The organism is Bradyrhizobium sp. CCBAU 25338, assembly GCF_028128965.1.
Taxonomy (GTDB): domain Bacteria; phylum Pseudomonadota; class Alphaproteobacteria; order Rhizobiales; family Xanthobacteraceae; genus Bradyrhizobium; species Bradyrhizobium liaoningense.
This window is the reverse complement of sequence record NZ_LFKY01000042.1, coordinates 325,116-350,703: the sequence shown is the minus strand read 5'-3', so window position 1 is coordinate 350,703 and position 25,588 is coordinate 325,116. Positions and strand designations below refer to the sequence as shown.

General features: G+C 65.1%; 27 protein-coding genes. 14 read left to right on the top strand and 13 right to left on the bottom strand.

What is annotated here, in order from left to right:
• The first annotated feature begins 49 nt into the window (after positions 1 to 49).
• Positions 50 to 433 carry a carboxymuconolactone decarboxylase family protein gene (locus tag ACM42_RS31415; protein WP_028134137.1) on the top strand — a complete coding sequence of 128 codons (384 nt, stop codon included), beginning with the start codon at positions 50 to 52 and terminating at the stop codon, positions 431 to 433.
• A gap of 124 nt (positions 434 to 557) precedes the next feature.
• A complete protein-coding gene (locus tag ACM42_RS31410) occupies positions 558 to 1,466 on the top strand; it encodes an NAD(P)-dependent oxidoreductase (protein ID WP_271531570.1) in 909 nt (302 codons plus the stop codon).
• 4 nt (positions 1,467 to 1,470) lie between these two features.
• Here ACM42_RS31410 and lysA read toward each other — a convergent pair whose 3' ends face one another.
• The 3 genes from lysA to argH form a co-directional block, all read right to left on the bottom strand.
• Entirely contained in the window at positions 1,471 to 2,736 is a 1,266-nt protein-coding gene (gene lysA, locus ACM42_RS31405; RefSeq protein WP_271531568.1) for a diaminopimelate decarboxylase, read from the bottom strand.
• A gap of 23 nt (positions 2,737 to 2,759) precedes the next feature.
• Positions 2,760 to 3,044 (bottom strand): LPS translocon maturation chaperone LptM, encoded by a 285-nt coding sequence (lptM, locus tag ACM42_RS31400; protein ID WP_271531565.1) that lies wholly within the window; start codon positions 3,042 to 3,044, stop codon positions 2,760 to 2,762.
• Positions 3,045 to 3,137: 93 nt separating this feature from the next.
• Positions 3,138 to 4,535, bottom strand: coding sequence for an argininosuccinate lyase (gene argH, locus ACM42_RS31395; protein ID WP_271531563.1), 1,398 nt, complete (start codon positions 4,533 to 4,535; stop codon positions 3,138 to 3,140).
• Positions 4,536 to 4,640: 105 nt separating this feature from the next.
• Here argH and tlpA point away from each other — a divergent pair, with 105 nt between their 5' ends.
• Positions 4,641 to 5,306 carry a thiol:disulfide interchange protein TlpA gene (gene tlpA / locus ACM42_RS31390; protein WP_271532258.1) on the top strand — a complete coding sequence of 222 codons (666 nt, stop codon included), beginning with the start codon at positions 4,641 to 4,643 and terminating at the stop codon, positions 5,304 to 5,306.
• A gap of 103 nt (positions 5,307 to 5,409) precedes the next feature.
• Here tlpA and ACM42_RS31385 read toward each other — a convergent pair whose 3' ends face one another.
• The 6 genes from ACM42_RS31385 to ACM42_RS31360 all read right to left on the bottom strand — a co-directional run bounded on the left by ACM42_RS31385 (position 5,410) and on the right by ACM42_RS31360 (position 9,341).
• Positions 5,410 to 5,604, bottom strand: a complete 195-nt coding sequence (locus tag ACM42_RS31385; protein WP_271531561.1) for a hypothetical protein — start codon at positions 5,602 to 5,604, stop codon at positions 5,410 to 5,412.
• Positions 5,605 to 5,675: 71 nt separating this feature from the next.
• On the bottom strand, positions 5,676 to 6,557 hold the full coding sequence (locus tag ACM42_RS31380; RefSeq protein WP_271532256.1) for a 3-hydroxybutyryl-CoA dehydrogenase: 882 nt from the start codon (positions 6,555 to 6,557) through the stop codon (positions 5,676 to 5,678).
• Positions 6,558 to 6,753: 196 nt separating this feature from the next.
• The gene (locus ACM42_RS31375; protein ID WP_271531559.1) at positions 6,754 to 7,698 is read right to left on the bottom strand and encodes an electron transfer flavoprotein subunit alpha/FixB family protein; all 945 of its coding nucleotides are present in this window, start codon (positions 7,696 to 7,698) and stop codon (positions 6,754 to 6,756) included.
• Complete coding sequence (locus tag ACM42_RS31370) at positions 7,698 to 8,447, bottom strand: electron transfer flavoprotein subunit beta/FixA family protein (RefSeq protein WP_028178514.1); 750 nt, start codon at positions 8,445 to 8,447, stop codon at positions 7,698 to 7,700. Before ACM42_RS31370 ends, ACM42_RS31375 begins: the two co-directional genes overlap by 1 nt.
• Before the next feature lie 126 nt (positions 8,448 to 8,573).
• On the bottom strand, positions 8,574 to 9,146 hold the full coding sequence (locus ACM42_RS31365) for a cob(I)yrinic acid a,c-diamide adenosyltransferase (RefSeq protein ID WP_271531556.1): 573 nt from the start codon (positions 9,144 to 9,146) through the stop codon (positions 8,574 to 8,576).
• On the bottom strand, positions 9,147 to 9,341 hold the full coding sequence (locus ACM42_RS31360) for a twin transmembrane helix small protein (RefSeq protein ID WP_271531554.1): 195 nt from the start codon (positions 9,339 to 9,341) through the stop codon (positions 9,147 to 9,149). It abuts the gene before it with no gap.
• Positions 9,342 to 9,650: 309 nt separating this feature from the next.
• Between ACM42_RS31360 and ACM42_RS31355 the strand changes: the two genes are divergently transcribed.
• Positions 9,651 to 10,544, top strand: coding sequence for a YihY/virulence factor BrkB family protein (locus tag ACM42_RS31355; protein ID WP_271531552.1), 894 nt, complete (start codon positions 9,651 to 9,653; stop codon positions 10,542 to 10,544).
• On the opposite strand, the gene ACM42_RS31350 is transcribed toward ACM42_RS31355, so the two are convergent.
• Both ACM42_RS31350 and gluQRS read right to left on the bottom strand, forming a co-directional pair.
• Positions 10,471 to 11,745, bottom strand: coding sequence for an ATP-binding protein (locus ACM42_RS31350; protein WP_271531550.1), 1,275 nt, complete (start codon positions 11,743 to 11,745; stop codon positions 10,471 to 10,473). The genes ACM42_RS31355 and ACM42_RS31350 overlap by 74 nt on opposite strands.
• A 101-nt stretch (positions 11,746 to 11,846) precedes the next feature.
• Positions 11,847 to 12,716: a tRNA glutamyl-Q(34) synthetase GluQRS gene (gene gluQRS, locus ACM42_RS31345; RefSeq protein ID WP_271532254.1), complete on the bottom strand. Its 870-nt coding sequence runs from the start codon at positions 12,714 to 12,716 to the stop codon at positions 11,847 to 11,849.
• Positions 12,717 to 12,906: 190 nt separating this feature from the next.
• Between gluQRS and ACM42_RS31340 the strand changes: the two genes are divergently transcribed.
• Positions 12,907 to 13,560 carry a DNA-3-methyladenine glycosylase family protein gene (locus tag ACM42_RS31340; protein WP_271531548.1) on the top strand — a complete coding sequence of 218 codons (654 nt, stop codon included), beginning with the start codon at positions 12,907 to 12,909 and terminating at the stop codon, positions 13,558 to 13,560.
• Here the strand turns inward: ACM42_RS31340 and ACM42_RS31335 are convergent.
• Complete coding sequence (locus ACM42_RS31335; RefSeq protein ID WP_271531545.1) at positions 13,557 to 14,444, bottom strand: LysR family transcriptional regulator; 888 nt, start codon at positions 14,442 to 14,444, stop codon at positions 13,557 to 13,559. The genes ACM42_RS31340 and ACM42_RS31335 overlap by 4 nt on opposite strands.
• Positions 14,445 to 14,623: 179 nt before the next feature.
• On the opposite strand from ACM42_RS31335, the gene ACM42_RS31330 reads away from it, so the two are divergent.
• From ACM42_RS31330 to ACM42_RS31305, 6 genes are all read left to right on the top strand, one after another.
• Positions 14,624 to 15,598, top strand: a complete 975-nt coding sequence (locus ACM42_RS31330; protein WP_271531544.1) for an NAD(P)H-dependent flavin oxidoreductase — start codon at positions 14,624 to 14,626, stop codon at positions 15,596 to 15,598.
• Positions 15,599 to 15,629: 31 nt separating this feature from the next.
• Positions 15,630 to 16,808, top strand: coding sequence for an ABC transporter substrate-binding protein (locus ACM42_RS31325; protein WP_271531542.1), 1,179 nt, complete (start codon positions 15,630 to 15,632; stop codon positions 16,806 to 16,808).
• A 23-nt stretch (positions 16,809 to 16,831) separates the two neighbouring features.
• On the top strand, positions 16,832 to 18,358 hold the full coding sequence (locus tag ACM42_RS31320; RefSeq protein WP_271531540.1) for an acyl-CoA synthetase: 1,527 nt from the start codon (positions 16,832 to 16,834) through the stop codon (positions 18,356 to 18,358).
• A 160-nt stretch (positions 18,359 to 18,518) separates the two neighbouring features.
• Positions 18,519 to 20,282 carry a flavin-containing monooxygenase gene (locus tag ACM42_RS31315; protein ID WP_271531538.1) on the top strand — a complete coding sequence of 588 codons (1,764 nt, stop codon included), beginning with the start codon at positions 18,519 to 18,521 and terminating at the stop codon, positions 20,280 to 20,282.
• A 122-nt stretch (positions 20,283 to 20,404) separates the two neighbouring features.
• A complete protein-coding gene (locus ACM42_RS31310; protein ID WP_271531536.1) occupies positions 20,405 to 21,382 on the top strand; it encodes a peptidyl-alpha-hydroxyglycine alpha-amidating lyase family protein in 978 nt (325 codons plus the stop codon).
• Positions 21,383 to 21,585: 203 nt separating this feature from the next.
• A complete protein-coding gene (locus tag ACM42_RS31305; protein WP_028134115.1) occupies positions 21,586 to 22,143 on the top strand; it encodes an HNH endonuclease in 558 nt (185 codons plus the stop codon).
• 17 nt (positions 22,144 to 22,160) lie between these two features.
• On the opposite strand, the gene ACM42_RS31300 is transcribed toward ACM42_RS31305, so the two are convergent.
• Positions 22,161 to 23,042: a DMT family transporter gene (locus ACM42_RS31300; RefSeq protein WP_271531531.1), complete on the bottom strand. Its 882-nt coding sequence runs from the start codon at positions 23,040 to 23,042 to the stop codon at positions 22,161 to 22,163.
• 147 nt (positions 23,043 to 23,189) lie between these two features.
• Here ACM42_RS31300 and ACM42_RS31295 point away from each other — a divergent pair, with 147 nt between their 5' ends.
• The 3 genes from ACM42_RS31295 to ACM42_RS31285 all read left to right on the top strand — a co-directional run bounded on the left by ACM42_RS31295 (position 23,190) and on the right by ACM42_RS31285 (position 25,550).
• On the top strand, positions 23,190 to 23,411 hold the full coding sequence (locus ACM42_RS31295; RefSeq protein WP_124161345.1) for a dodecin: 222 nt from the start codon (positions 23,190 to 23,192) through the stop codon (positions 23,409 to 23,411).
• Entirely contained in the window at positions 23,408 to 24,109 is a 702-nt protein-coding gene (locus ACM42_RS31290) for a phosphoribosylanthranilate isomerase (RefSeq protein WP_271531529.1), read from the top strand. Before ACM42_RS31295 ends, ACM42_RS31290 begins: the two co-directional genes overlap by 4 nt.
• A 313-nt stretch (positions 24,110 to 24,422) precedes the next feature.
• A complete protein-coding gene (locus tag ACM42_RS31285) occupies positions 24,423 to 25,550 on the top strand; it encodes a TRAP transporter substrate-binding protein (protein WP_271531527.1) in 1,128 nt (375 codons plus the stop codon).
• Positions 25,551 to 25,588 lie beyond the last annotated feature (38 nt).

Sequence of the window (25,588 nt, the reverse complement as noted above, 5' to 3'; positions counted from 1 at the left end):
AACCCCGTAATTTCCGCGCGCCATCCCTGAGGGACACGAAGGAAACGCCATGGACAAGAAGATGCACGACAAGGGCCTGGAAGTCCGCAAAGCGGTGCTGGGCGAAGCCTATGTCAACAACGCCCTGAAGAACGTCGACGATTTCAACCGCCCGTTCCAGGAGATGCTCAACGAATATTGCTGGGGCACAGTGTGGGGCCGCGAGGAGCTGCCGCGCAAGACCCGCAGCATGCTCAACATCGCCATGATCGCGATCCTCAACCGCCAGCACGAGTTTCGCGCGCATCTCAAGGGTGCGCTGACCAATGGCGTGACGCGCGAGGAGATCCGCGAGATCCTGATGCAGGTCGCGATCTACGGCGGCATGCCGGCCGCAGTCGACAGCTTCCGCATCGCGCGCGAGGTGTTCGCGGAGATCGACGGGAAGGCGTGAGGGGCGTGCGGTGAGTGAGGGACGCAACGCCCTCACCTCCGTCGTCCCGGACAAGCGAAGCGTAGCGGAGCGCTGATCCGGGACGACAGCGGGGATGGAGCAACAACCACCAAAAGGAAACACCATGGACATCGGATTCATCGGGCTCGGAAACATGGGCTTCCCGATGGCGCGGCGGCTGATCGAGGCGGGACACAAGCTCGTCGTCTTCGATACGCGCAAGGAGGTCGCAGACAAGCTGGTGTCGCGCGGCGCGACTGCGGCGGCGTCGCCGAAGGACGTCGCCGATCAGGTCGAGACCGTGATGGCGAGTTTGCCTTCGCTACAGGCTTCACTCGACGTCGCTACGGGAGCGAACGGCGTGATCGAGGGAAGCCGCGCAAAACGCTTCATCGATCTGTCGACCGTCGGCTCGACGATGGCAAAGAAGATCCACTCCCTTCTGGCCGAACGCAACATCGTGCAGATCGACTGCCCCGTCTCCGGCGGCGTCGGCGGCGCCGAGAAGGGCACGCTGGCGGTGATGGTGTCAGGACCCAGGGCCGAGTTCGAGCTGTTGAAGCCCGCGCTCGACGTGATCGGAAAAGTGTTCTTCATCGGCGAGAAGCCCGGCGCGGCGCAGACCATGAAGCTCGCCAACAATTTCCTGTCGGCTACAGCGATCGTGGCGACCTCGGAAGCGGTGGTGATGGGCGTGAAGGCAGGGCTCGATCCCGCCGTGATGATCGACGTCATCAATGCGGGCTCCGGCATGAACACGGCGAGCCGCGACAAGTTTCCGCGCTCGGTGCTGCCGCGCACGTTCGACTTCGGCTTCGCGACGGGGCTGATGGTGAAGGACGTGCGGCTGGCGCTGGAGGAGATGAAGCAGCTCGGCCTGTCGATGGAGGTTGCCGATGCGGTCGGGCGGCTATGGGAGACCGTGATCAGCTCGGAAGGCGCCGAGTCCGATTTCACCGCCGCGATCAAGCCGATCGAGAGGAAGGCGGGGATCGTGGTTGGCGGCGCAAAGGGCGGATCGGCGGGGAAGTAGCGCCTCACAACCAGGGCGCGGGCTTATCCATCGCGATGAGCTGCTCGACCTCGATGCGCGGGCGCACCACGGCGTACTGATCGCCCTTCACCAGCACCTCGGGCACCAGCGGCCGGGTGTTGTAGGTGCCGGCCTGGACGGCGCCATAGGCGCCTGCGGTCATGATGGCGAGGAGATCGCCCGCCTTCGGCGCCGGCAGCGTGCGGTCGAGGGCGAGATAGTCGCCGGTCTCGCAGACCGGGCCGACGACGTCGGCCATGATCGTGGCGGCGCCCTTGGCCGGCTGCCTCACCGGCAGGATGTCGTGATAGGCCTCATACAGCGTCGGGCGGATCAGGTCGTTCATGGCGGCGTCGATGATGACGAAGTTCTTGCCGTCGCCGTGCTTCACATAGATGACCTTGGCAACCAGGATGCCGGCATTGCCGACGATCATGCGGCCCGGCTCGAACATCAGCGTGCAGCCGAGATTGTGGCTGACGCGCTTGACCATGGCGGCATAGGCGTCGGGTGCCGGCGGCGCCTCGCGGTCCATGTCATAGGGGATGCCGAGACCGCCGCCGAAATCGACGTGGCTAATGTTGTGGCCGTCTGCCCGCAGCGTCTGCACGAATTCTGCGAGGATGCGGAACGCGGTCTCCATGTTGGAGAGGTCGGTGATCTGGCTGCCTATATGCACGTCGGTGCCGGTCACTTCGATGCCGGGCAGCCTGGCGGCGCGCGCATAGACCTCGCGCGCATGCGCGATCGGGATGCCGAACTTGTTCTCCGACTTGCCGGTCGAAATCTTGGCATGCGTGCCGGCATCGACGTCCGGATTGACGCGGAGCGAGATCCGCGCGGTCTTGCCCATCGCGGTCGCAAGGCGCGACAACGATTCGAGCTCGGGCTCGGATTCTACGTTGAGGCAGAGGATGTCGGCGGCAAGCGCGGCGCGCAGCTCCTCTTCCGTCTTGCCGACGCCGGAGAACACGATCTTGCTGGCCGGGAAACCGGCAGCCAGCGCGCGCTTCAATTCACCGCCGGAGACGACGTCGGCGCCGGCGCCGAGCTTGGCCAGCGTGCGAAGCACCGACTGGTTGGAGTTCGCCTTCATGGCGTAGCAGACCAGCGCCTTCTCGCCGGCGAAGGCATCGGCGAAGACGCGGTAGTGCCGCTCCAGCGTCGCGGTCGAATAGCAATAGAACGGCGTGCCGACGGTGGCGGCCAGCTCGGACAGGTTCACCGCCTCGGCGTGCAGAACGCCGTTGCGATAGTCGAAATGATTCATGGCGCAGGCTCGGTTGTCCCGGCTTATTTCCTGCCGGGGGGTTCGTCCAGGAGCGGGTCGAGAATAAACGGTTTCTTCCTGCCCTTAGCCGCCGCGGGCGCGGCATCCGCACCGTAGGTGGGATTGAACACGCTCGGCGTCCTCTGAGCTTCGGCCTCGGTATCAAGAGGTGCGGCACCGCCGGCCGTGGAGGCGGTCGGCGGCAAGTCGAGCGGGCCCTTTCGGCCGCAGCCGGCAAGCGCGAGCGCCGTCAGGCTCAAGACAATGATGGCCCACCCCGAGCCGGCCGGGCGAAACTTTGACGTCACGACGAAATCCCCACTACGCGGCGCGTACCATACAGAGATTGGCGCGCTCTGGCGAGAGCCGGATGACCATGAAACATAAGCGAAATTTTGCCCTCAGCCCGATTTTCGCTCTTTTTCCAGCCGCTTCGCCCAGGCCTTCGCCTGGGACGCGACGTTCTTCGGCGCGGTGCCGCCGAAGCTGGTGCGGCTCTTCACCGACGATTCGACCGAGAGCACGCCGAACACGTCCTTGGTGATTTTGGGCTCGATCGCCTGCATCTCGCTCAGCGGCAGTTCGTGCAGCGCGACGCCCCCCTCGGCGGCCTTGGCGACGATGCGGCCGGTGACGTGATGGGCCTCGCGGAACGGCATTTTCAGCGTCCGCACCAGCCAGTCGGCGAGGTCGGTCGCGGTGGCGTACCCCTCGCCCGCCGCCGCTTTCATCTTGGCTTCATCCGGGACGAGGTCGCGGACCATGCCGGTCATGGCGCGGATCGCCAGCGACAGCGCGGCGAAGCCCTCCATGGCACCCTGCTTGTCCTCCTGCATGTCCTTTTGATAGGCGAGCGGCAGGCCCTTCATGACGATCAGGAGGCCGTTGAGCGCGCCGATGACGCGGCCGGTCTTGGCGCGCACGAGCTCGGCGGCATCGGGGTTGCGCTTCTGCGGCATGATCGAGGAGCCGGTGGTGAACTTGTCGCTGAGGCGGATCAGGCCGACCAGCGGCGAGGTCCAGATCACGATCTCCTCGGCAAAGCGCGACATGTGCACGGCGCAGATCGAGGCCGCCGACAGCGTCTCCAGCACGAAGTCGCGATCGGAGACCGCGTCGAGCGAGTTCGCCATGGGGCGGTCGAAGGCAAGCGCCTTGGCGGTGGCGTGGCGGTCGATCGGGAACGAGGTCCCGGCGAGCGCGGCGGCGCCGAGCGGGGATTCGTTCAGCCGCTTGCGCGCATCCTGGAAACGGCCGCGGTCGCGCGCGGCCATCTCGACATAGGCGAGCAAATGGTGGCCGAAGGTGACGGGCTGCGCGGTCTGCAGATGCGTGAAGCCGGGCATCACGGTGCCGGCATGCTCCAGGGCACGCTCGACCAGCGCCTGCTGGAACGCGGCGAGCGCGGCATCGGTCTCGTCGATGACGTCGCGGACGAACAGACGGAAATCTGTCGCGACCTGGTCGTTGCGCGAACGCGCGGTATGCAGGCGGCCGGCGGCGGGGCCGATCAGCTCCGACAGGCGGCTCTCGACATTCATATGGATGTCCTCGAGCGCGCGCTTGAATGCGAAGCCGCCCTTGCCGATCTCTGACAAAATCGTGTCTAGACCCTTGCCGATATTTTTCGCATCAGAAGCCGTAATGATGCCCTGCGTGGCCAGCATGGCAGCGTGGGCCTTGGACGCGGCAATGTCCTGGGCGAAGAGGTGACGATCGACGTCGATGGAGACGTTGATCTCTTCCATGATCTCGTCGGGACGTTCCGAGAACCGGCCGCCCCACATCTTGTTGCTCATGATCCCCTGCTCACGCCTTGCCTGTCGCTAGCCACGTTTGCTGGCCTCGGCCAGCCGTATTAAGAGGCCCCTGATAGCCATATCTGCGACCGGATGACAAACGATATGCTCGACCAGACGCCCTCCGCCACGCGCCGCATTCCCCTCGTCATCGCCACCGTGGCGATCGGAGGACTGGCAGGCTTCGCCGCGCTGTACGGGCTCGGCCTGAGCCGGTCGCCTAGCGGCGATCCGGTCTGCCGGACGGCGGTGGCAACGGCCTCGAGGATCGCCCCGCTCGCCCATGGCGAGGTGGCGGCGCTGACCATGGCGAGCGCCCCGTTGAAGCTGCCCGACCTCGCCTTCGAGGACGCCGACGGCAAGCCGAAAAAGCTGTCCGACTTCCGCGGCAAGACATTGCTGGTGAACCTCTGGGCGACCTGGTGCGTGCCCTGCCGCAAGGAAATGCCGGCGCTGGACGAACTCCAGGGCAAGCTGGCGGGCCCGAATTTCGAGGTGGTGGCGATCAATATCGACACCCGCGACCCGGACAAGCCCAAGAGCTTCCTGAAAGAGGCCAACCTGACCCGGCTCGGCTATTTCAGCGATCCGAAAGCCAAGGTGTTCCAGGACCTTAAGGCCATAGGCCGGGCACTGGGCATGCCGACCTCGGTGCTGGTCGACCCGCAGGGCTGCGAGATCGCGACGATCGCGGGGCCGGCGGAATGGGCGAGCGAGGACGCGCTCAAGCTGATCCGGGCCGCGACCGGCAAGGCCGCCGCATCGCTTTAAAGCATGATCCGGAAGAGTGCGCAGCGGTTTTCCGAAAAGATCATGCTTAAACAACAACCTAAAGCGCGATGACGATTCATCCTAATCGCATCGCTTTAGGAATTCAGGCGGTGACGTTGAGATTGCCGCCGACGCCGGCGCCGACATTGGCCAGCGAGGGTTGGCCCGCGCCCATCAGCGTCAGGACCGTCGACTTTTCCATGTCCATGTTCTGCTTGGTCAGCGTCGCCGCGATATTCGATTGCAGCGCGCCTTGCTGAGCGGCCAGCATGGTGCTGACCATCGCCATCATGTCCATTACGCGAACCCTCTTACCGGCCGTAACTTAGGCGCGAGAGGTTAACGCGACATGAATTGACACGAAGCAGATCAGCGCGTCGGAACCGGCTTGGCGCCGCGGTAGTCGTAGAAGCCGCGCTGGGTCTTGCGGCCGAGCCAGCCGGCCTCGACGTATTTCACCAGCAGTGGGCACGGGCGGTACTTGGAGTCCGCCAGCCCCTCGTGCAGCACTTGCATGATGGAGAGGCAGGTATCGAGGCCGATGAAATCGGCGAGCTCGAGCGGGCCCATGGGATGATGGGCCCCGAGCTTCATCGCGGCGTCGATCGCCTCGACGTTGCCGACGCCTTCATACAGCGTGTAGATCGCCTCGTTGATCATCGGCAGCAGGATGCGGTTGACGATGAAGGCCGGGAAATCCTCGGAGACCGCGACCTGCTTGCCGAGCTTGCCGACGAATTCCTTGGCGGTCTCGAAGGTAGAGTCGTCGGTGGCGATGCCGCGGATCAGCTCGACCAGCTCCATCAGCGGAACCGGGTTCATGAAGTGAATGCCGATGAAACGCTCCGGGCGGTCGGTGGCGGCGGCAAGCCGCGTGATCGAGATCGAGGACGTATCGGAGGCGACGATCGCCTCCGGCTTCAACACCGCGCAGAGCTCGTGGAAGATCTTGCGCTTGACCTCTTCCTTCTCGACCGCGGTCTCGATGACGAGGTCGCAATCGGCGAGGTCGTCGAGTTTTTCGGCGAGCGTGATGCGCGCCATCGCCTTGACCTTGTCGTCCTCGGTGACGGCCTTCTTGGAGACCTGGCGCGCCAGATTGCCGTTGATGGTGGCCATCCCCGACTTGAGGCGGTCGGGCGAAACGTCGTTGAGCACCACGTCGAAGCCGGCCAGCGCCGCGACATGCGCGATGCCATTGCCCATCTGACCCGCGCCGATCACGCCGACCTTCTTGATCACTGCCGCCATCATGTCATCCACCGGAACGGCGCGCGACGAGCGCACCCTGCCTATCCCCTTGAGCCGGGAGGTCCGATTTAATCAGAACCTTGGCTCGAAACCTAGATTGGATCGCTTCGAAGGCGCGCCCCACGCCGAAGAAAACGCCTCAGAAATGCAACACCGGCCGGAGTGTATACCTCCGGCCGGTGTTTTCGATGCCCTTTTACTTGCCGAGCTTGCCGAGTTCGGCCGTCAGCTCCGGAACCGCCTGGTAGAGATCGGCGACCAGGCCGTAATCGGCGACCTGGAAGATCGGCGCGTCCTCGTCCTTGTTGATCGCGACGATCACCTTGGAGTCCTTCATGCCGGCCAGATGCTGGATGGCGCCGGAAATGCCGACCGCGACATAGAGCTCGGGCGCCACGACCTTGCCGGTCTGCCCGACCTGCCAGTCGTTCGGTGCATAGCCCGCATCGACCGCCGCGCGCGAGGCACCGACACCGGCGCCCAGCTTGTCGGCGAGCGGCTCGATGTATTTGGCGAAGTTCTCGCGGCTCTGCATGGCCCGGCCACCGGAGACGATGATCTTGGCCGAGGTCAGCTCGGGACGATCACTCTTGGCAACCTCCTCGCCGACGAACGACGACAAGCCCGGATCGGCGGCCGCCGCCACGTTCTCGACCGCGGCGCTGCCACCCTCGCCCGCTGCGGCGAAGGTCGAGGTCCGCACCGTAATGACCTTCTTGGCATCCTTCGACTTCACCGTCTGGATGGCGTTGCCGGCATAGATCGGGCGCTCGAAGGTATCGGGCGCGACCACCTTGATGATCTCGGAGACCTGCATCACGTCGAGCAGCGCGGCGACGCGGGGCATCACGTTCTTGAAGCGCGAGGTCGCCGGCGCGACGATCGCGTCATAGCCGGAAGCCAGCGAGACGATCAGCGCAGCCAGCGGCTCGGCGAGATCGTGCGCGTAGAGGTCGCCATCGGCGAGCAGCACCTTCTTGACGCCGGCGAGCTTGGCAGCGGCATCCGCAGCGGCCTTGGCATTCTTTCCGGCAACCAGCACCTCGACATCCGCGCCGAGCGCGGCAGCCGCGGTCAGGGCCTTGTTGGTCGCATCCTTGAGCGACGCATTGTCGTGTTCGGCAATCAGAAGCGTCGTCATCAGAGCACCCCGGCTTCGTTCTTGAGTTTCGACACGAGCTCGGCGACGTCCTTGACCTTGACGCCGGCCTTGCGGCCCGCCGGCTCCGTCGTCTTGAGAACCTCGAGACGCGCGGCGACGTCGACGCCGTAATCGGCGACGGTCTTCTCCGCGATCGGCTTCTTCTTGGCCTTCATGATGTTGGGCAGCGAGGCATAGCGCGGCTCGTTGAGGCGGAGATCGGTGGTGACGATCGCCGGTCCCTTCAGCTTGACGGTCTGGAGGCCGCCATCGACTTCGCGGGTGACCTTGAAGTCGGACCCTTCGACCTCGAGCTTCGAAGCGAAGGTCGCCTGCGACCAGCCGAGCAGCGCGGCCAGCATCTGGCCGGTCTGGTTCGAGTCGTCGTCGATCGCCTGCTTGCCGAGGATGATCAGGCCCGGCTGCTCTTCGTCGGCAACCTTCTTCAGGATCTTGGCGACGGCGAGCGGCTCGACGGCGCCTTCGGCCTTCACCAGAATGCCGCGGTCGGCGCCCATGGCGAGGCCAGTGCGGATCGTCTCCGATGCCTGCGCAGGTCCAATGGAGACCACTACGACCTCGGTGGCCTTGCCGCCTTCCTTCAGGCGCAGCGCTTCCTCGACCGCGATTTCGTCGAACGGGTTCATGGACATCTTGACGTTGGCGAGTTCAACGCCCGATCCATCGCCCTTGACGCGGACCTTGACGTTGTAATCGACCACCCGCTTTACCGGCACTAAGACCTTCATCGATCCTCTTTCACTCAATCTGGGAGGGGGGTTATCAACTGGCGCGGAACCTAAAGGCCTGATCTGCCCCGGTCAACGCGCGAACGGGTCTAATTTTGGCCTTCTGAAATGCGGGAGCCCGATGGGTCAGCGGTTCTGGCCGGGAACCCAGAGCACGTCGCCGGCGCCATTGCCGTTAGCCGTCCGGCTGGCCACGAACAGGAAGTCAGACAGGCGATTCATATATTGGATGCCAGCCCCGCTGACCGGCTCGCCGGGCCGGGCCGCCAGTTCCACGATCACGCGTTCCGCCCTGCGGCATATCGTGCGCGCCACATGCAGACAGGCAGCGGCCGGCGTGCCGCCGGGAAGCACGAAGGAGGTCAACGGCGCGAGCTTGTCGTTCAGCGTGTCGATATCGCGCTCGAGCCGCTCGACCTGGCTGGTCACCACCCGCAGCCGCTCAGCCTTGCCCTCCCGTTCGGGCACGGCGAGATCGGCGCCGAGATCGAACAGATCATTCTGGATGCGGCCGAGCATCGCATCGAGTTCGGGCAGGTCTTGCGTGTAGAGCCGGACGACGCCGATCGCGGCGTTGGTCTCGTCGACGGTGCCGTAGGCTTCGATGCGCAGATCGTATTTCGGACGCCGCTCGCCGGTTCCGAGCGCCGTCGTGCCGTCGTCACCGGTCTTGGTGTAGATACGGTTCAACGTGACCATTTAGCGCCCCATCGCCCAGACCGCGAGCATCGCGATGATGATCGCCACGAACTGAAGCAGCACGCGCCAGCGCATCAGCTTCTGCGAGGTATTGGGCGAGCCGCCGCGCATCATGTTGATGAGCCCGAGCAGCAGCACCAACGCCACGGCGCCAACGGCCGCCGGCAGGATGAAAGTACTCAAGAGAGATGCCATTGGGCGTAGATAACACCGTGTGCGACGGTCCGCCATCTCCCCAGTTTTGCCATTCCGGGGCGATGCGGCGGGACCGAGCGAAGCGAGGCCGGCACATCGAGCCCGGAATCCATCGCGCCACTTGCGCTACGGCTAGATGGATTCCGGGCTCGCGCTTCGCGCGCCCCGGAATGACGGCGGGGCGCTTCGCGATCTGGCTTTTGAGCCAATAATGTCAGAAGCTGCCTAAATGATTTCCGATTTGTGTCCCTCGCCGACCGCCTTCCCCTCCCCCCGCAAGCGGGAGGAGGGAGCAGTACAGGGCAAGCCGTGAAAGCGATCCGCTACATCTACGACGTCGTGATGGATGCGTTCTACACCTTCCTCGCCGATGACGGCTGGGCGATCGCAAGCCACATCGCGCTGTCGACGCTGATGGCGCTGTTCCCGTTCCTGATCGTGCTGACCTCGCTCGCCGGCGTCTTCGGCTCCAAGGAACTCGCCGACCAGGCCGCCAGCCTGATGCTCCAGATCTGGCCCAAGCAGGTCGCCGATTCGATCTCGGGCGAGGTGCATGACGTGCTGACCACGACCCGCACCGGCATTCTCACCATCGGCGCGGCGCTGTCGGTCTATTTCGCCTCCAACGGCGTCGAGGCGCTGCGGGTCGCGCTCAACCGCGCCTATGCGGTGGTGGAGATGCGAAGCTGGTATTGGCTGCGGCTGGAATCGATTGCCTACACGCTGATCGCAGCTTTCACTGCGCTTGCCATGGCGTTCCTGATCGTGCTCGGTCCGCTGATCATCGAGGCCGCGCGGCGCCACATTCCGCTGTTCGTCGAATCGAACGAAAGCATCCTCACTTGGCTGCGCTACGGCATCACCATCGGCGCGCTCGTGGTTGCGCTGTTCATCCTGCACGCCTGGCTGCCGGCGGGACGGCGCAGCTTCCTCCAGATCATGCCGGGCATCATCTTCACGGTGGTGGCGTCCCTGGTCTCCGGCGTCGTCTTCGGACAGTATCTGGCGCGCTTCGCCAACAACTACGTGACCATGTATGCGGGGCTCGCCTCGGTGATCATCGCGCTGGTGTTCCTGTATTTCATCGCCGCGATCTTCGTTTATGGCGGTGAGCTCAACGCCGCGATCATCAAGTCGCGGCTTCCTCATGGCGTGTCACTTCAAGCAGCGCAGTCGCTAAAGCCCGCGGAGACACAGGCTTGACCAGGAAGGCGTCGGCGCCGGCCGCGCGCGAAGCTGCCTCGTCCTCGCCGCGGCCGGAGACGCCGATGATCGGGATCCGAGCCAGCGGCGTCGACAGCGCGCGGATCCGCCTGATGGCCTCGATACCGTCGATGCCCGGCAGCACCATGTCCATCAGCACCGCGTCGAACGCGCCCTGCTCCAGCCGGCCGACCGCGTCCTCGCCGCGCCCGATGAACTCGGCTTGATGGCCGAGCTCGGTCAGGATCGTGTTGAGCACGACGCGGCCGAACGGATTGTCCTCGACGCTGAGCACGCGAAGGCCCGCGACCGCTTCGGGCCCGCCGCCGCGCTTCGCCTTGCTGCTCTTGCCCGATCCCGTGGCGTCCAGCGACACCGTCAACGTGAAGGTGGCGCCACCACCGCGGCGCGGAGCGACGGTGATGTCGCCGCCCATCGCACGCGCCAATTGCTTGACTGACGAGAGCCCCAAGCCGGCGCCGCCGAAGCGTGAGGCGATAGTGACATTGGCCTGGGTGAACGGGCGGAACAGCCGCTTGATCTCGGCCATGGTCAGGCCGATGCCGCTGTCGGACACCGCAAAGGAGACACCGACCCTGCCCTTGCCTTTTGCTTTGGCTTTGGCGGGACGCCACGGCTCGACTGCGAGCGCCACGCCGCCCTGGTCTGTGAACTTCACGGCATTGTCGATCAGGTTCTCGAGCGCGGCGCGCAGGCGGACGGGATCACCGACCACGAGTCCGGGGAGCTTTTCGGAGATATCGACCTCGGCCTGGAGACCTTTGGCCGCGGCGCGGCCGGCCAGCGAATCGCCGGCGCTGCGGGCGAGCGTCCGTAGATCGAACAGGTCCTGCCGCAGCGCGTTGCCGCCCTTCCCCTTCCCCGTCCCCTTGCCGGTTCTGGCGGCATCCACGAACAGCGTGGCAAGGCTCGCCAGATGCTCGGCACCGGCCTTGATGGTATCGGCCCACCGCCGCTCCCGCTCGCCGAGATCGGACGTCGCGAGCAAATCGCTGATCGCCAGAATGCCGGTCAGAGGGGTGCGGACCTCATGGGCAAAGGCGGCCAGCGCCGCCTGGACCACGTCCGGCGCGACCGCCCTGGTGCTGCGCTTGCGCACCTTTCCGGCCGTCCCGGACCGCTTCCGAGGCAGCCGCCTGGACGTCCGCGTGGTGCGCACTGGACGCGTTTTCGCCGCCATGAATCCCCTTCGAAGTACTCTCTTCGAACCCCGCGCGGACCGAGCATGGCACGGAGGAACACCCGGAGTCACGGCGACGTTTTGCTAACCCCCAGAGAAACTTAACCTAATCCCACCAGCTGGCGGATGCGGGAGGGCGTGATGCCGGCCGCGCGCAAGGCGCGCAGACCGGTCGACTGGCTCGATTTCGACAGCTTCCGGCCCGCCTCGTCGCAAATCAGCGGGTGATGGCGATAGGCGGGCTCGGGCAGGCCGAGCAGGACCTGGAGCAGGCGGTGCACCGAGGTGGCGTAAAACAGGTCCTGGCCCCGCACGATCTCGCTGACGCCCTGGAGCGCGTCGTCGACGACCACCGACAGATGGTAGCTGGTCGGCGTCTCCTTGCGGGCCAGGATCACGTCGCCCCACGCCTCCGGCCGCACTGGGACGATGCCGCGCTCGCCGTCCGGTCCCTCGCCGTGCTCATTCCAGCTCAGGCGGGCGGCACGGCGGCAGGCGGCCTGCATGTCGAGCCGCAGCGCATAAGGCGCGCCTGATGCGATCAGCTGCGACCGTTCGTCAGCCGACAATGATTTCGCGTCGCCGGGATAAAGCGGCGCACCGTCGGGATCGCGCGGCCACGGCCCGTCCACCTCGCGCGCGGCGATGAGCCTTGCGATCTCGGCGCGGCTTTCGAAAGTGGGATAGACGAGACCGAGCGCGGAGAGCCTTTCCAGCGCGGCACGATAATCACCGAGATGCTCGGACTGCCGGCGCACCGGCGTTTCCCAGGCAATTCCGAGCCAGGCGAGATCCTCGTAGATTGCCGTCTCATATTCCGGCCGGCAGCGCGTCGCGTCGATGTCCTCGATCCGCAGCAACAGCCGCCCGCCAGTCTGCCGCGCGCGATCGAAGTTGAGCAGCGCGGAATAGGCGTGGCCGAGATGCAGGAGGCCGTTGGGGCTGGGGGCAAATCGGAAAACGGGTGGCATCATGCGACATATCTCGTCATGGCCGGGCTTGCCCCGGTCATCCACGTTCTTCGGTGCCGCCTGCCGATCATGTCAAGGTGCCGGACAAACACCACGACCACCGCTCGTGCTAGACAATACGTCGCGGTTAGAAAGACGTGGATGGCCGGGACAAGCCCGGCCATGACGTCGGAGAGCTTGTCGGACCATCATGACCATCCACCTCGAAACCCAGTCCGATCTCGAAGAGGCTGTCCACGCGCTCATCAGGCGCGATCCGCGTCTCAGGCCCGTGCTCGAGATCGCGGGCATGCCGGCGCTGCGGCGGCGCGAGCCGGGCTTTACCGGCCTTGCGCACATCGTCTGCGGGCAGCAGCTCTCGACCGCGAGCGCGGCGGCGATCTGGGGGCGGCTGTCGGCCGCGTTCGATCCGTTCGACCATGACGCCGTGCGCCGCGCCCGCACCGACCGGCTGGGGCGGCTCGGCCTCTCTGCCGCGAAGATCAAGACGCTGAAGCATCTGGCGCGCGAAATCGCCGCCGAGCGGCTGAACCTCGACGTGCTCGCGGAGGAAGATGCCGATGCCGCCCATCACACGCTGATCGCGCTGCCCGGTGTCGGCCCCTGGACCGCCGACGTCTACCTGCTGTTCTGCCTCGGCCACGGCGATGCCTGGCCGGCCGGCGACCTCGCCGTGCAGGAGGGCATCCGTATCGGGCTAGGCCTCAACGCGCGACCGACGGAGAAGCAGATGGCACCGCTCGCCGAACCCTGGCGGCCGCTGCGCGGCGCGGCCGCGCATCTGTGGTGGAGCTATTATCGCGCAGTGAAGAAGCGCGAGGGCGTGCTCGCGGGATCGGACTAACCCCGCAGCCTCGCGCGGTCGGCCCGGGCGCATTCAGCGACGAAGTCTACCACGGCGCGCACCGCCGGAAGTTCGACGAGATCGGGATGGGCCAGCAGCCATAGATCCGCGACGCTGGCGAGCTTCTGCGGGGCGACGCGCACGAGATCGGGATAGGCTTCGGCGACGAAGCAAGAGAGCGCCGAAATTCCGATCCCGGCGCGGACCGCCGCCAGCATGTCCCCCTGCGACGAGCAGCGCATCACCACCCTCGCCTGCCGCGTGACGACGTCGCTCCAGCGCGCAAGCTGCGCATTGGATGACTGGTCGGCGAAGCCGATGACGCTGTGCTCCTTCCAATCGCCGCGCCGTTCAGGCAAGGGCCGCCCGGCGGCATAATCGCGCGAGGCATAGAATCCCGTGCCGAGACGGCCGATCTTGCGGCCGACCAGGTTCTCCTCGCCGCTGTCGAAGGGCCGCAGCACCACGTCCGCCTCACGCCGGCGCACGCTCGCCGGGAACGGATGGGTGATGATCTCCAGCTGGATATGATCGTGCGCACGCAGGAAGGCAGGCAAACGCGACATCAGCCAATGCGAGGCCAGCGTCGCGCCGATCGACAGCTTGACGATGCCGCGCGCCTTGTGTCCTCCCGCCGCGACCGCGGTCTCAGCCCGTAGCGCCGCGGCCGCCATTGCCTCGGCGTGTTCGCGCAACGTCCGTCCATCCGCAGTCAGCGCCAGGCCGTCGGCGGCGCGCGCCACCAATCGGGTGCCGAGCTGGGCTTCCAGCGCCGCGATCTTGCGGCTGACGGTGGGATGGCTGGTGTGCAGGCGGCGGGCGGCGGCCGTGAAGCTGCCGGTATCGGCGACCGCGACGAAGGTCTTGCAAAGGTCCCAGTCCACCGGCAGCCCCGTTCATATCTGAATGACGATCAGTTCATTATTGAACGGCCGGAGCGCGCCGTCCAACCTTATAGTGGGATCAAATCCGCCAACGCGGTCGGCAATCCGCCCGCGCGACAATCAACAGGGAAACGCCTCGTCATCCGCCCGCCGGCGGGGCCGCGTTTCAGGAGGACATGATGGCGCTGCCCACTCGCTTGAAGGATTCGCTCGAGCTGCCCGTGGTCGGCTCGCCCCTCTTCATCGTTTCCGGGCCGGAGCTGGTGATCGCCCAGTGCAAGGCGGGCGTTGTCGGCTCGTTTCCCGCGCTCAATGCCCGTCCGGTCGAGAAGCTGGACGAGTGGCTGAGCCGCATCGAGGACGAGCTCGGCGAATACAAATCGCGCAATCCCGGCAAGAAGGTTGCCCCCTACGCCGTCAACCAGATCTGCCATGCCTCCAATGACCGGCTGATGAAGGACATGGAGACCTGCGTAAAGCACAAGGCGCCCATCATCATCACCTCGCTGCGGCCGCCGGCGGAGATCGTCGAGGCCGCGCACTCCTATGGCGGGCTGGTGTTCCACGACGTCATCAACGTCAAGCATGCGCGCAAAGCCGCCGAGCAGGGGGTCGACGGCCTGATCCTGGTCTGCGCCGGTGCGGGCGGGCATGCCGGCACGCTGTCGCCCTTCGCGCTGGTGCGCGAGGTCAAGCAATGGTTCGGCGGCGCGATCCTGCTGTCGGGCGCGATCAGCGACGGCTTCGGCATCGCCTCCGCGCTGACGCTGGGCGCCGACCTCGCCTATATGGGCACGCGCTTCATCGCGACGCAGGAAGCCAATGCCGACGCAGCCTACAAGTCGGCGCTGACGCAGCACGCCGCGCACGACATCGTCTACACCAACCTGTTCACCGGCGTGCACGGCAACTATCTCGGCCCCTCCATCGCCGCCGCCGGATTGGACCCGGACAATCTCCCGGCCGCCGACAAATCGAAGATGAACTTCGGCTCCGGCGGCAACATGAAATCGAAAGCGTGGCGCGACATCTGGGGATCGGGCCAGGGCATCGGCCAGATCACCGATGTCCCTCCCGTCGCGGAGCTCGTCGACCGGATGAAGAGTGAATTCGATCAGGCCCGGCAGGATTTCCTGATGCGCGCGAGCGCCTGACGTCTCGGACTGGCAAGAAAGGGAGGATGCAATGAAGCTGGCAGCCGCACTGATCGGCCTGTCCCTGCTGGCGCTCGCCGGCGGGAGCGCCCATGGCAGCGACGAGATCCGTATCGGACAGACCCTGCCCTACAGCGGGCCGGCATCCGGCTTCGGCGCGATCGGGCGGACGCAGGAAGCCTTCTTCGAGAAGATCAATGCCGATGGCGGCATCAACGGCCGCAAGGTCAAGTTCATCACGCTGGACGATGCCTACTCGCCGCCGAAGACGGTCGAGCAGACCCGCAAGCTGGTGGAGCAGGACGAGGTGCTGATGATGTTCGGCTCGCTCGGCACCGCCACCAACAGCGCCGTGCAGCGCTACCTCAACGGCAAGAAGGTGCCCCAGCTCTTCGTGCTCTCCGGCGCGACGAAATGGGCCGATCCGCAGAAATATCCATGGACCATGCCCGGCATGGCCGCCTACGAGTCCGAGGGCGTGGTCTATGCCAAGCACGTGCTGCGGACCAAGCCCGGCGCCAAGATCGCCATCCTGTCCCAGAACGACGATTTCGGCCGCGACTATGTCGCCGGCTTCAAGCGCGCGCTCGGCGACAAGGCCGCGAGCATGATCATCGCCGAGCAGACCTACGAGACCAGCGCACCGACGATCAGCTCGCAGCTCTCGACCCTGAAGGCATCGGGTGCCGACGTGCTGTTCGGCGTCGTGCTCGGAAAGTTCACCTCGCAGATGATCAAGGGCGTCGCCGAGATCGGCTGGAAGCCCGAGCTGTTCTTCGTGCCGACCTCGGCCTCGTCGATCTCGTTCCTGGAGCCGGCAGGGCTCGACAACGCGGTCGGCCTGATCTCGTCGAGCAATCAGAAGGACACGATGGACCCGCAATGGGCCAGCGATCCCGGCGTGAAGGAGTACTTCGCCTTCATGAAGCAATACATGCCGAATGCGGACCTCTCCAACTCCAACTACGGGGCCGGCTACCACTACGCGACGCTTCTCATGACCGTGCTGAAGGCGTGCAAGGATGATTTCAGCCGCGAGAACATCATGCGCCAGGCGGCCGCGTTGAAGGACGTGAAGCTGCCGCTGCTGCTGCCGGGCATCACCGTTTCGACCGGGCCAGACGACTATCTGCCGTTCCAGCAGCTTCAGCTCCGGCGCTTCAACGGCAAGAGCTGGGTAGGATTCGGCGACGTGCTCGACGATCGCTGACTCCAGCAGAATAAGGACAGACCATGATCATCAGCGGCGAACGCCGGATCGGCTATGACGAGATCCAGGCGCGCATCAAACGCGCCGCGAGCGGGCTTCGCGCTCTCGGCGTTGCCGAAGGCGCGCCGGTCGCGATGATGCTGCGCAACGACTTCGCCCTGTTCGAGGTGGTTGCGGCCTCGGCCGCACTGGGCAGCCCGGTGGTGCCGATCAACTGGCACCTCAAGGCCGAGGAGGTCCGTTACATCCTGACCGACAGCGGCGCGACGATTCTTGTCTGCCACGCTGATCTGCTGCCGCAGATTTGCGGCGGCATTCCGGAGGATGTCCGCCTGCTCGTTGTCGCGACCCCACCCGAGCTCGCGGCAACCTTCGCAATTCCCCCTGAGCTGACCGAGGTCCCGGCGGGGTCGATGGATTGGGACCGCTGGCGCGATGGCCATCCGGAATCGCAGGAGCCGCCGCGCCGGGCCGCCGCGATGATCTACACCTCGGGGACCACCGGCATGCCGAAAGGCGTGCGGCGCATGCCGATGCAGCCCGAGCAAGCGGCCGCTTCCGAGCGCGTCGGCGCAATCGCCTATGGCATCAAGCCGCGCGAGGACCAGGTCGTGCTGATCAACGGGCCGATGTATCATTCGGCGCCGCATTCCTACGGCATGATGGCCTTTCGCAACGGCTGCACCATCGTTCTCCAGGCCCGGTTCGTCGCCGAGGAGCTCTTGGCGCTGATCGAACGCCACCGTGTGACGCATATCCACATGGTGCCGACCATGTTCGTGCGCCTGTTGCGTTTGCCCGAGGCCGTCAGGCAGCGTTACGACCTGTCGTCGCTGCGCTTCGTCGTGCACGGCGCGGCGCCCTGCCCGCCCGAGGTGAAGCGGGCCATGATCGAGTGGTGGGGACCGGTCATCAACGAATATTTCGGCTCGACCGAGACCGGCATCCCGGTGTGGCACTCGGCCGAGGAGGCCCTGAAGAAGCCCGGCACGGTCGGCCGCGCCATCGAAGGCGGCATCGTCAAGATCTTCCGCGACGACGGCAGCCTCTGCGGCGCTGGCGAGGTCGGCGAGATCTACATGCGCCAGACGGCGGTGCCCGATTTCGACTATCACGGCAAGGCGCAGGCGCGCGCCGAGGCCGGCCGCGACGGTCTCGTCAGCGTGGGCGACGTCGGCTATCTCGACGAGGACGGCTATCTGTTCTTGTGCGACCGCAAGCGCGACATGGTGATCTCGGGCGGCGTCAACATCTACCCGGCCGAGATCGAGAATGTGCTGATCACCATGCCCGGCGTGCGCGATTGCGCCGTGTTCGGGATCCCGGACGCGGAATATGGCGAGCGGCTGTGCGCCTGCATCGAGCCCGATTCGGCCGAAGAGCTCTCCGCCGCTGCAGTGCAGGCTTTTCTGCGCGAGCGATTGGCCAATTTCAAGGTGCCGAAGGAGATCCAGTTCCTGGATGCGCTGCCACGGGAGGCAACCGGGAAGATCTTCAAGCGCAAGCTGCGCGATCCCTATTGGGCGGACCGGAGGCCGGGCGGGCCTTAGCCGGCCGCCACCGAATCCGGGCTTGAAGCATCCCCCGGCATATTCCGTCCAAGCAGGGCCGCATGCCTGCCTCGCTCGGGTCGCCCGCTTTTGGCGGTCCGCGAAACCGTATAGCGTCGGCCCCAGAGGAAACGCCGCGAAGACGGCCATGAGGTCGCGCATGCTGGACAAGACCAAGGATATTTCCGTCTCCGCACAGGCCTGGCTCGATGAATTCGAGCGCGCCCTGGGCAAGCCTGATAGCGCCACCCTGAGCCGCCTCTTCCTCGCCGACGGTTTTTGGCGCGATGTGCTGGCGTTGAGCTGGAACCTGCAAACAATCGCAGGCAGCGATACGATCGTGCAGCAGCTGACGGCGCTCGCGCCCAAAGCTGCGCCGTCTCATTTCACGATCGCGCCCAACCGCGCGCCGCCGCGCTGGGTGACGCGCGCCGGTACCAACACCATCGAAGCCATCTTCGATTTCGAAACCGCGCTCGGCCGCGGCAGCGGTATCCTGCGGCTCGTACCTGACAGCACCGACGGCGACCGGTTGAAAGCATGGACGCTGCTGACAGCGCTCGATGAGCTCAAGGGCTTCGAGGAGCAGCTCGGCACCTCGCGGCCCCGCGGCCAGGCCTATTCGCGCGACTTTCGCGGGCCGAACTGGCTCGACCTGCGCAACGCCTCGCGCGACTATGCCGACCGTAATCCAGCCGTGCTGGTGGTCGGCGGCGGCCAGGCCGGGCTCGCGATTGCGGCGCGGCTGAAGCAGTTGAAGGTCGACACGCTGATCGTCGATCGCGAGGCGCGGATCGGCGACAACTGGCGCAGGCGTTACCACGCGCTGACGCTGCACAATCAGGTGCAGGTCAATCACCTGCCCTACATGCCGTTCCCGCCGAGCTGGCCGACCTATATTCCAAAGGACAAGCTCGCCAACTGGTTCGAAGCCTATGTCGATGCCATGGAGCTGAACTTCTGGACCGGCACCGAGCTCGAAGGCGGCGCCTATGACGAGGCCAGCGGCCACTGGACAGTGACGCTGCGGCGGGCCGACGGCAGCCGGCGCACCATGCATCCGCGCCACGTGGTGATGGCGACCGGCGTCAGCGGTATCGCCAATGTGCCCGACATTCCGACCCTCGACAATTTCAAGGGCGCGCTGGTGCATTCCAGCCGCTACGAGGACGGCGAGAACTGGACAGGCAAGCGCGCCATCGTCATCGGCACCGGCAACAGCGGCCACGACATCGCGCAGGATCTCTATTCCAGCGGCGCCGAAGTGACGCTGGTGCAGCGCTCGTCGACACTGGTCACCAATATCGAGCCGTCGGCGCAGCTCGCCTACGCGACCTACAATGAAGGCACGCTCGAGGACAATGATCTGATCGCGGCCTCGATGCCGACGCCGCTGGCGAAGAAGACGCATGTGATGTTGACCGAGCAATCCAGGCAGCTCGACAAGGAGCTGCTCGACGGCCTCCGTCGCGTCGGCTTCAAGCTCGACTTCGGCGAGGCCGGCACCGGCTGGCAGTTCAAGTACCTCACCCGCGGCGGCGGTTATTATTTCAATGTCGGCTGCTCCAACCTGATCGTCGAGGGCAAGATCAAGCTCAGACAGTTTTCCGACATCGAAAGCTTCGTCACGAACGGCGCGCGGATGAAGGACGGCTCGACCATTGCAGCCGACCTCATCGTGCTCTCGACCGGCTACAAGCCGCAGGAATATCTGGTGCGTCAGCTGTTCGGCGATACCATCGCCGACCGGGTCGGTCCGATCTGGGGCTTTGGCGAGGGCTTCGAGCTACGCAACATGTATGCACGTACGAAGCAGCCCGGCCTCTGGTTCATCGCCGGCAGCCTCGCACAATGCCGGATCAACTCGAAATATCTTGCGCTCCAGATCAAGGCGGTCGAGGAAGGGATTTTGGGGCGGACCTAGCCACAGCCGTCATTCCGGGGCGCGCGTCAGCGCGAGCCCGGAATCCATTCATCCGCGAAATGCCGTAAGATGGATTCCGGGTTCACGCTTCGCGTGCCCCGGAATGACAAGAGGAGAAATCAATGCCAGCCATTCTCGGCAGCGGCGAACACCGCTACCGCGTCGTCGAAAACTTCGCGAAACTTCCCGACGGCTGGCAGCTCACCGACGTCGCCTCGGTCGCGGTCGACAGCAAGGATCGCGTCTACGTCTTCAACCGCGGCGCCCATCCGATGGTGGTGCTGGACCGCGACGGCAATTTCCTGCGCAGCTGGGGCGAAGGACTGTTCTCCCGTGCGCATGGCCTGCACGTCGATGCCGACGACAACCTCTATTGCACCGATGACGGCGACCACACGGTGCGCAAATGCACCACCGACGGTAAGGTCCTGCTCACGATCGGCATCCCCGCAAAGCCGGCGCCGTTCATGAGCGGCGAGCCGTTCCACCGCTGCACCCACACCGCGCTGTCGCCGAGGGGCGAGATCTACGTCTCCGACGGCTACGGCAATGCGCGCGTGCACAAGTTCACCCCTGACGGGAAGCTGATCAAAAGCTGGGGCGAGCCCGGCACCGACCCCGGCCAGTTCAACATCGTGCACAATATCGCGACCGATGCCGACGGCTGGGTCTATGTCGCCGACCGCGAGAACCATCGCGTGCAGGTCTTCAACGGAGAGGGCGAGTATGAGGCGCAGTGGAACAATCTGCACCGGCCCTGTGCGCTGTGCTGCGGCGGCGGGGCTAAGAGCCCGACCTTCGTCATCGGCGAGCTCGGCCCCGGCCTCGCCATCAACCGCAAGGTGCCCAATCTCGGCCCGCGACTATCGATCGTCGACGCCAAGGGAAATCGCATCGCGCGACTTGGCGGCGAGGAGGGCCCGGGCGTTGCCAGCGGCAAATTCCTGGCGCCGCACGGCATCGCGCTGGACTCGAAGGGCGATATCTATGTCGGCGAGGTCGGCGTCACCAACTGGGAGACGAGCTTTCCGGACGAGGAGATGCCCGCCGCGGTGCGCATGACGCGGTGCCTGCAGAAGCTGGAGCGGGTACGGGAGTAGCTGTCGCGAAAGGGCGATCACGACGTTGGGGCGGGCGGTTCCGCGCCCCCCGGATCGCGGCATTTTGAGCGCTTTTGCCACCCCGCCGCCGCATTGCTTGCGCCTGAATAAGTCGCTCAACGGGCTTCACAATCCCGTCACGCTGCATGTAGTATGTCAGTACATGCTGCTTCGCAGCGTATATTGGAGGCCGGGAGCGTTACTTGAACGCACATGTCTCGCAAGGCAGTTGGCCGGTATTGGTGCTGAATGCGGACTTCCGGCCGCTGAGTTACTACCCACTGTCGTTGTGGTCGTGGCAGGACGCGATCAAGGCGGTGTTCCTCGACCGCGTCAATATCGTCGCTCACTACGATCAGGCGGTCCACAGTCCCACCCTGCAGATGCAGCTGCCGAGCGTCGTCTCGCTCAAATCCTTCGTCAAGCCGACCACGCACCCCGCCTTCACCCGGTTCAACGTGTTCCTGCGCGATCGTTTCGCCTGCCAATATTGCGGCTCGCCGGAAGACCTCACTTTCGATCACATCATCCCGCGCAGCAAAGGCGGCCAGACCACCTGGGAGAACGTGGTCGCGGCGTGCTCGCCGTGTAACCTGCGCAAGGGCAATCTCACCCCGGCCCAGGCAAAGATGTTTCCGCGCCAGAACGCGTTCGCACCCACCGTGCACCAGCTGCACCGCAACGGCCGTCTCTTCCCGCCGAATTACCTGCACGATAGCTGGCTCGACTATCTGTACTGGGATACGGAACTGGATCCGTAGGCGCGAACCTCCGCGCGTTATCCCCGCTGCAACGCCAGCGTCACGCCGCCGAGCGTGAGCGCCATCGCCGTCCATTCGCGCAGGCCCAGCGGCTCGCCCAGGATGATGGCGGCGGAGACCACGCCGATCACGGGAACGATCAGCATGCCGGTCGAGGCCGAGGTCGGTGGCAGACGGCGCAGCGTCTCGAACCAGGTGACGTAGCAGATGCCCATCGGCACCAGCGTCATATAGACGAAGCAACCGAGCCCCAGCGGGGTAATCGCGGTGATATCAGGACGCTCGAACAGGACGCCGAGGATCAGCATCGCGGCGCAGCCGAGACCGACCTGCCAGGCGACGACGACCAGCGGCGGCATCGGCAGCGGCTTGCGGTTGAGCACGTTGCCGAGCGCGAACAGGATGGCGCAGAGCAGCGCCAGCACGATGCCCAGCAGCTTGTCGGCGCCGAACGCAAAGCCGTTGCCGCTCAGGAGCAGCGTGACGCCGGCAACGCCAAGGATCAGCCCGAAAATATCCCGTGCGGCCGGCCGCGTATGCAGCGCCGGCCAGGCAAACAGCATCGCCCAGATCGGCATTGTATAGGCGAGCAGAGCGCCCTCGCTCACGGTCACATACTTCATGGCGACCGTGCCGAGACCCATCCAGGCAAAGACGTTGGTGAAGGTCGCGAACAGCAGCCGCGGGACCGCCTCACGCGGCACGGCGAACGATTCCTTCCGGCTCAGCACCAGGGCGCCGAGAATGAGGGAGGCGCAGACCCCGGCAAGGCCACGTGCGAACAGGGGCGGCCATTGCTGGAGCAACAGCTTCATGAGCGGCCAGTTCAACGCCCAGCCGAACGCCGTCACGCAGAGGCAGAGAGAGCCGATCGTCCTGTCGCGCCGCGCCGAATCCATGGATAGCGCTTAGCAGGCGGACGCCGGCCGCTCCACCTCGGCTGGTGCATGCGGGCCATCGCGCAGGACGGAACCGGACCGCCTGGCGCTCGTTCAGATGGGAGCCCACGCGACGACGCGTGCCGCAGCGCAACCAGGGAGGCCATCATGCCTGCAGCCGAGAAAGACCATGTCTACAAGATCCTGGACCTGGTCGGATCGTCCGAGACCTCGATCGAGGACGCGATCAAGAACGCGATCAGCCGCGCGTCGAAGACCATTCGCGAGATGAAATGGTTCGAGGTGGTGCAGACGCGCGGCCACATCGAGAATGGCGCGGTTCGGCACTATCAGGTGACCTTGCGTGTCGGATTCACGCTGGAAGAGTGATTTCATCTTCGCTGTTGCGGCCGAACTTCACCATGCTGACCCAGATCTACGAAATTTCCAGCCCGGACGAAGCACGCGCCGTCTCGGAGATCGGAATTGATCACGTCGGTATCCTGGTCGGCGACGGCGAATTTCCGCGCGAGCAGCCGCTCGCTCTGGCGGCGGAGATCGCCGCTGCGATCGTGACGCCGGCAAGATTTTCGGCGCTGTTTCTCACGGCGCGAGCGGCGTCGATCATCGAATGGGCAAGGATGTTGAAGCCTGCGATCGTTCATCTCGGAGCGGCACCTGAACTGCTCGGGCCCGCAGAGGTCGCCATGATCAAGGCCGCGCTGCCCGATCGTCAGATCATGCGGAGCGTGCCGGTTTATGGCGAGGAGAGCGTCGAGATTGCCCGGAGCTATGAGCACATTGCGGACTATCTTCTGCTGGACAGTCATCGCCCCTCCGACAGGCAGATCGGTGCGATCGGCGTGCCGCACGACTGGAGCATCAGCCGCCGGATCGTCGAGCTGGTCGGCATCCCCATCATCCTGGCCGGAGGCTTGGGTCCTGACAACGTCGCACAGGCCATCCGCGTGGTCGGGCCGGCCGGCGTGGATTCGAAGACAAGGACAGACAAGGAAGGCACGCACGCCAAGGATCTGGCGCGCGTGCGGCTATTCCATGAAGCTGCACGAGCGGCCGGGGAAAATTAGTCAGCCAACCCTTCCGTCCCGCCTGCCGCGCTTGCGAGCTTCTCTTCGGCGGTGCACGCAGCTTTCCGAAGCTGAGAGTCCGAAGGTTGAGAGAACGTCTGCATATTTGCTGCGCTGCGACACGCGACGACTGTGCGGCTCCTGCAAACCAAAAGCTCGCCGACATCCAAAATGCGACATCGCGCAGCTTGTCGGATGCCGACAATGCGTCCAAACTGTGATCAAAGTCGCTGGATTGCGGCATACCCCCAGCGGTTAAAAACGAAGCGCACCGAAACGCGTTCGAACAACCAGGCCGCCAGGGAGGACGTCCATGACTGCTAAGTCTGAAAAGACCAGAACAACTCGTCGCAAATTCCTGCTGGCCGCCGGGGCGACCGGCGCTGCTGTCATCGCCATGCCGCAAGTCAGCCGGGCGCAGACGGTGACCATGAAGATGCAGGGCTCGTGGGGCAAGGCCGATGTCTTCAACGAGATGGCCGAAGACTACGTGAAGCGCGTCAACGATATGGCCGGGGGCCGGCTCCGCATAGACTATCTGGTCGGCGGCTCAGTCGTGCATCCGTTCCAGGTGTTCGACGGCGTTCATGGCGGCCAGATCGACGCGGCACATACGGTGACGGTCTACTGGTACGGCAAGCACAAGGCAGCATCGCTGTTCGGGACAGGTCCCGTGTTCGGCTTCAACGCCAACGAAGGCCTCGGCTGGATCCACAACGGCGGCGGCAAGGAGCTATTCGAGGAGCTCCAGACCAAGATCATGAACGTCAACATCAAGAGCTTCTTCGCCATGCCGATGCCGACGCAGCCGCTCGGCTGGTTCAAGAAGCCGATCACCAGCGACGCTGATCTCAAGGGCTTGAAGTATCGCACGGTGGGCCTTGCCGCCGATCTCTTCCAGGCGATGGGTGCATCCGTCGCGCAGCTGCCCGGCGGCGAGATCGTGCCCGCGATGGAGCGCGGCGTGATCGACGGATTCGAGTTCAACAATCCGACCTCGGACCGGCGCTTCGGCGCGCAGGATGTCGCAAAGAACTACATGATGGGCAGCCATCATCAGGCGACGGAATATTTCGAGATCATGTTCAACCGGACCAAATTCAACGCGCTGCCGAAGGAACAGCAGGCGATCCTGCAATATGCCGCCGAAGCCGTGTCCTCCGCCAACGAATGGAAGGCCATGGACTATTATTCCAAGGACCTGCAGGAGCTGATCAACAAGGACAAGGTCAACGTCCAGCGGACGCCGAAGTCGGTGTTCGACGCGCAGATCAAGGCGTGGGACGGTCTGATCGCCCAGCTCGGCTCCGATCCGTTCATGAAGAAGGTGATGGACTCGCAGAAGGAATGGGTACGCCGCGTGGTTTACTACAACATGAACAACGCGACGGACTACCGCGGCGCCTTCGAGCATCACTTCCCGGGCGTGCTCAAGGTCTGACGGCCGTCGCGACGCATCGCGTGAGGCCGTATCGTGAG

Coding starts and splice junctions, on each gene's coding strand:
- ACM42_RS31285 (WP_271531527.1), top strand. CDS start 24,423: ATGACTGCTAAGTCTGAAAAGACCAGAACAACTCGTCGCAAATTCCTG.
- ACM42_RS31320 (WP_271531540.1), top strand. CDS start 16,832: ATGATCATCAGCGGCGAACGCCGGATCGGCTATGACGAGATCCAGGCG.
- gluQRS (WP_271532254.1), bottom strand. CDS start 12,716: ATGCCACCCGTTTTCCGATTTGCCCCCAGCCCCAACGGCCTCCTGCAT.
- ACM42_RS31300 (WP_271531531.1), bottom strand. CDS start 23,042: ATGGATTCGGCGCGGCGCGACAGGACGATCGGCTCTCTCTGCCTCTGC.
- ACM42_RS31410 (WP_271531570.1), top strand. CDS start 558: ATGGACATCGGATTCATCGGGCTCGGAAACATGGGCTTCCCGATGGCG.
- ACM42_RS31340 (WP_271531548.1), top strand. CDS start 12,907: ATGACCATCCACCTCGAAACCCAGTCCGATCTCGAAGAGGCTGTCCAC.
- ACM42_RS31360 (WP_271531554.1), bottom strand. CDS start 9,341: ATGGCATCTCTCTTGAGTACTTTCATCCTGCCGGCGGCCGTTGGCGCC.
- ACM42_RS31370 (WP_028178514.1), bottom strand. CDS start 8,447: ATGAAGGTCTTAGTGCCGGTAAAGCGGGTGGTCGATTACAACGTCAAG.
- tlpA (WP_271532258.1), top strand. CDS start 4,641: ATGCTCGACCAGACGCCCTCCGCCACGCGCCGCATTCCCCTCGTCATC.
- ACM42_RS31315 (WP_271531538.1), top strand. CDS start 18,519: ATGCTGGACAAGACCAAGGATATTTCCGTCTCCGCACAGGCCTGGCTC.
- ACM42_RS31330 (WP_271531544.1), top strand. CDS start 14,624: ATGGCGCTGCCCACTCGCTTGAAGGATTCGCTCGAGCTGCCCGTGGTC.
- ACM42_RS31350 (WP_271531550.1), bottom strand. CDS start 11,745: ATGGCGGCGAAAACGCGTCCAGTGCGCACCACGCGGACGTCCAGGCGG.
- ACM42_RS31415 (WP_028134137.1), top strand. CDS start 50: ATGGACAAGAAGATGCACGACAAGGGCCTGGAAGTCCGCAAAGCGGTG.
- argH (WP_271531563.1), bottom strand. CDS start 4,535: ATGAGCAACAAGATGTGGGGCGGCCGGTTCTCGGAACGTCCCGACGAG.
- ACM42_RS31380 (WP_271532256.1), bottom strand. CDS start 6,557: ATGGCGGCAGTGATCAAGAAGGTCGGCGTGATCGGCGCGGGTCAGATG.
- ACM42_RS31310 (WP_271531536.1), top strand. CDS start 20,405: ATGCCAGCCATTCTCGGCAGCGGCGAACACCGCTACCGCGTCGTCGAA.
- lysA (WP_271531568.1), bottom strand. CDS start 2,736: ATGAATCATTTCGACTATCGCAACGGCGTTCTGCACGCCGAGGCGGTG.
- ACM42_RS31385 (WP_271531561.1), bottom strand. CDS start 5,604: ATGGACATGATGGCGATGGTCAGCACCATGCTGGCCGCTCAGCAAGGC.
- ACM42_RS31325 (WP_271531542.1), top strand. CDS start 15,630: ATGAAGCTGGCAGCCGCACTGATCGGCCTGTCCCTGCTGGCGCTCGCC.
- ACM42_RS31375 (WP_271531559.1), bottom strand. CDS start 7,698: ATGACGACGCTTCTGATTGCCGAACACGACAATGCGTCGCTCAAGGAT.
- ACM42_RS31295 (WP_124161345.1), top strand. CDS start 23,190: ATGCCTGCAGCCGAGAAAGACCATGTCTACAAGATCCTGGACCTGGTC.
- ACM42_RS31365 (WP_271531556.1), bottom strand. CDS start 9,146: ATGGTCACGTTGAACCGTATCTACACCAAGACCGGTGACGACGGCACG.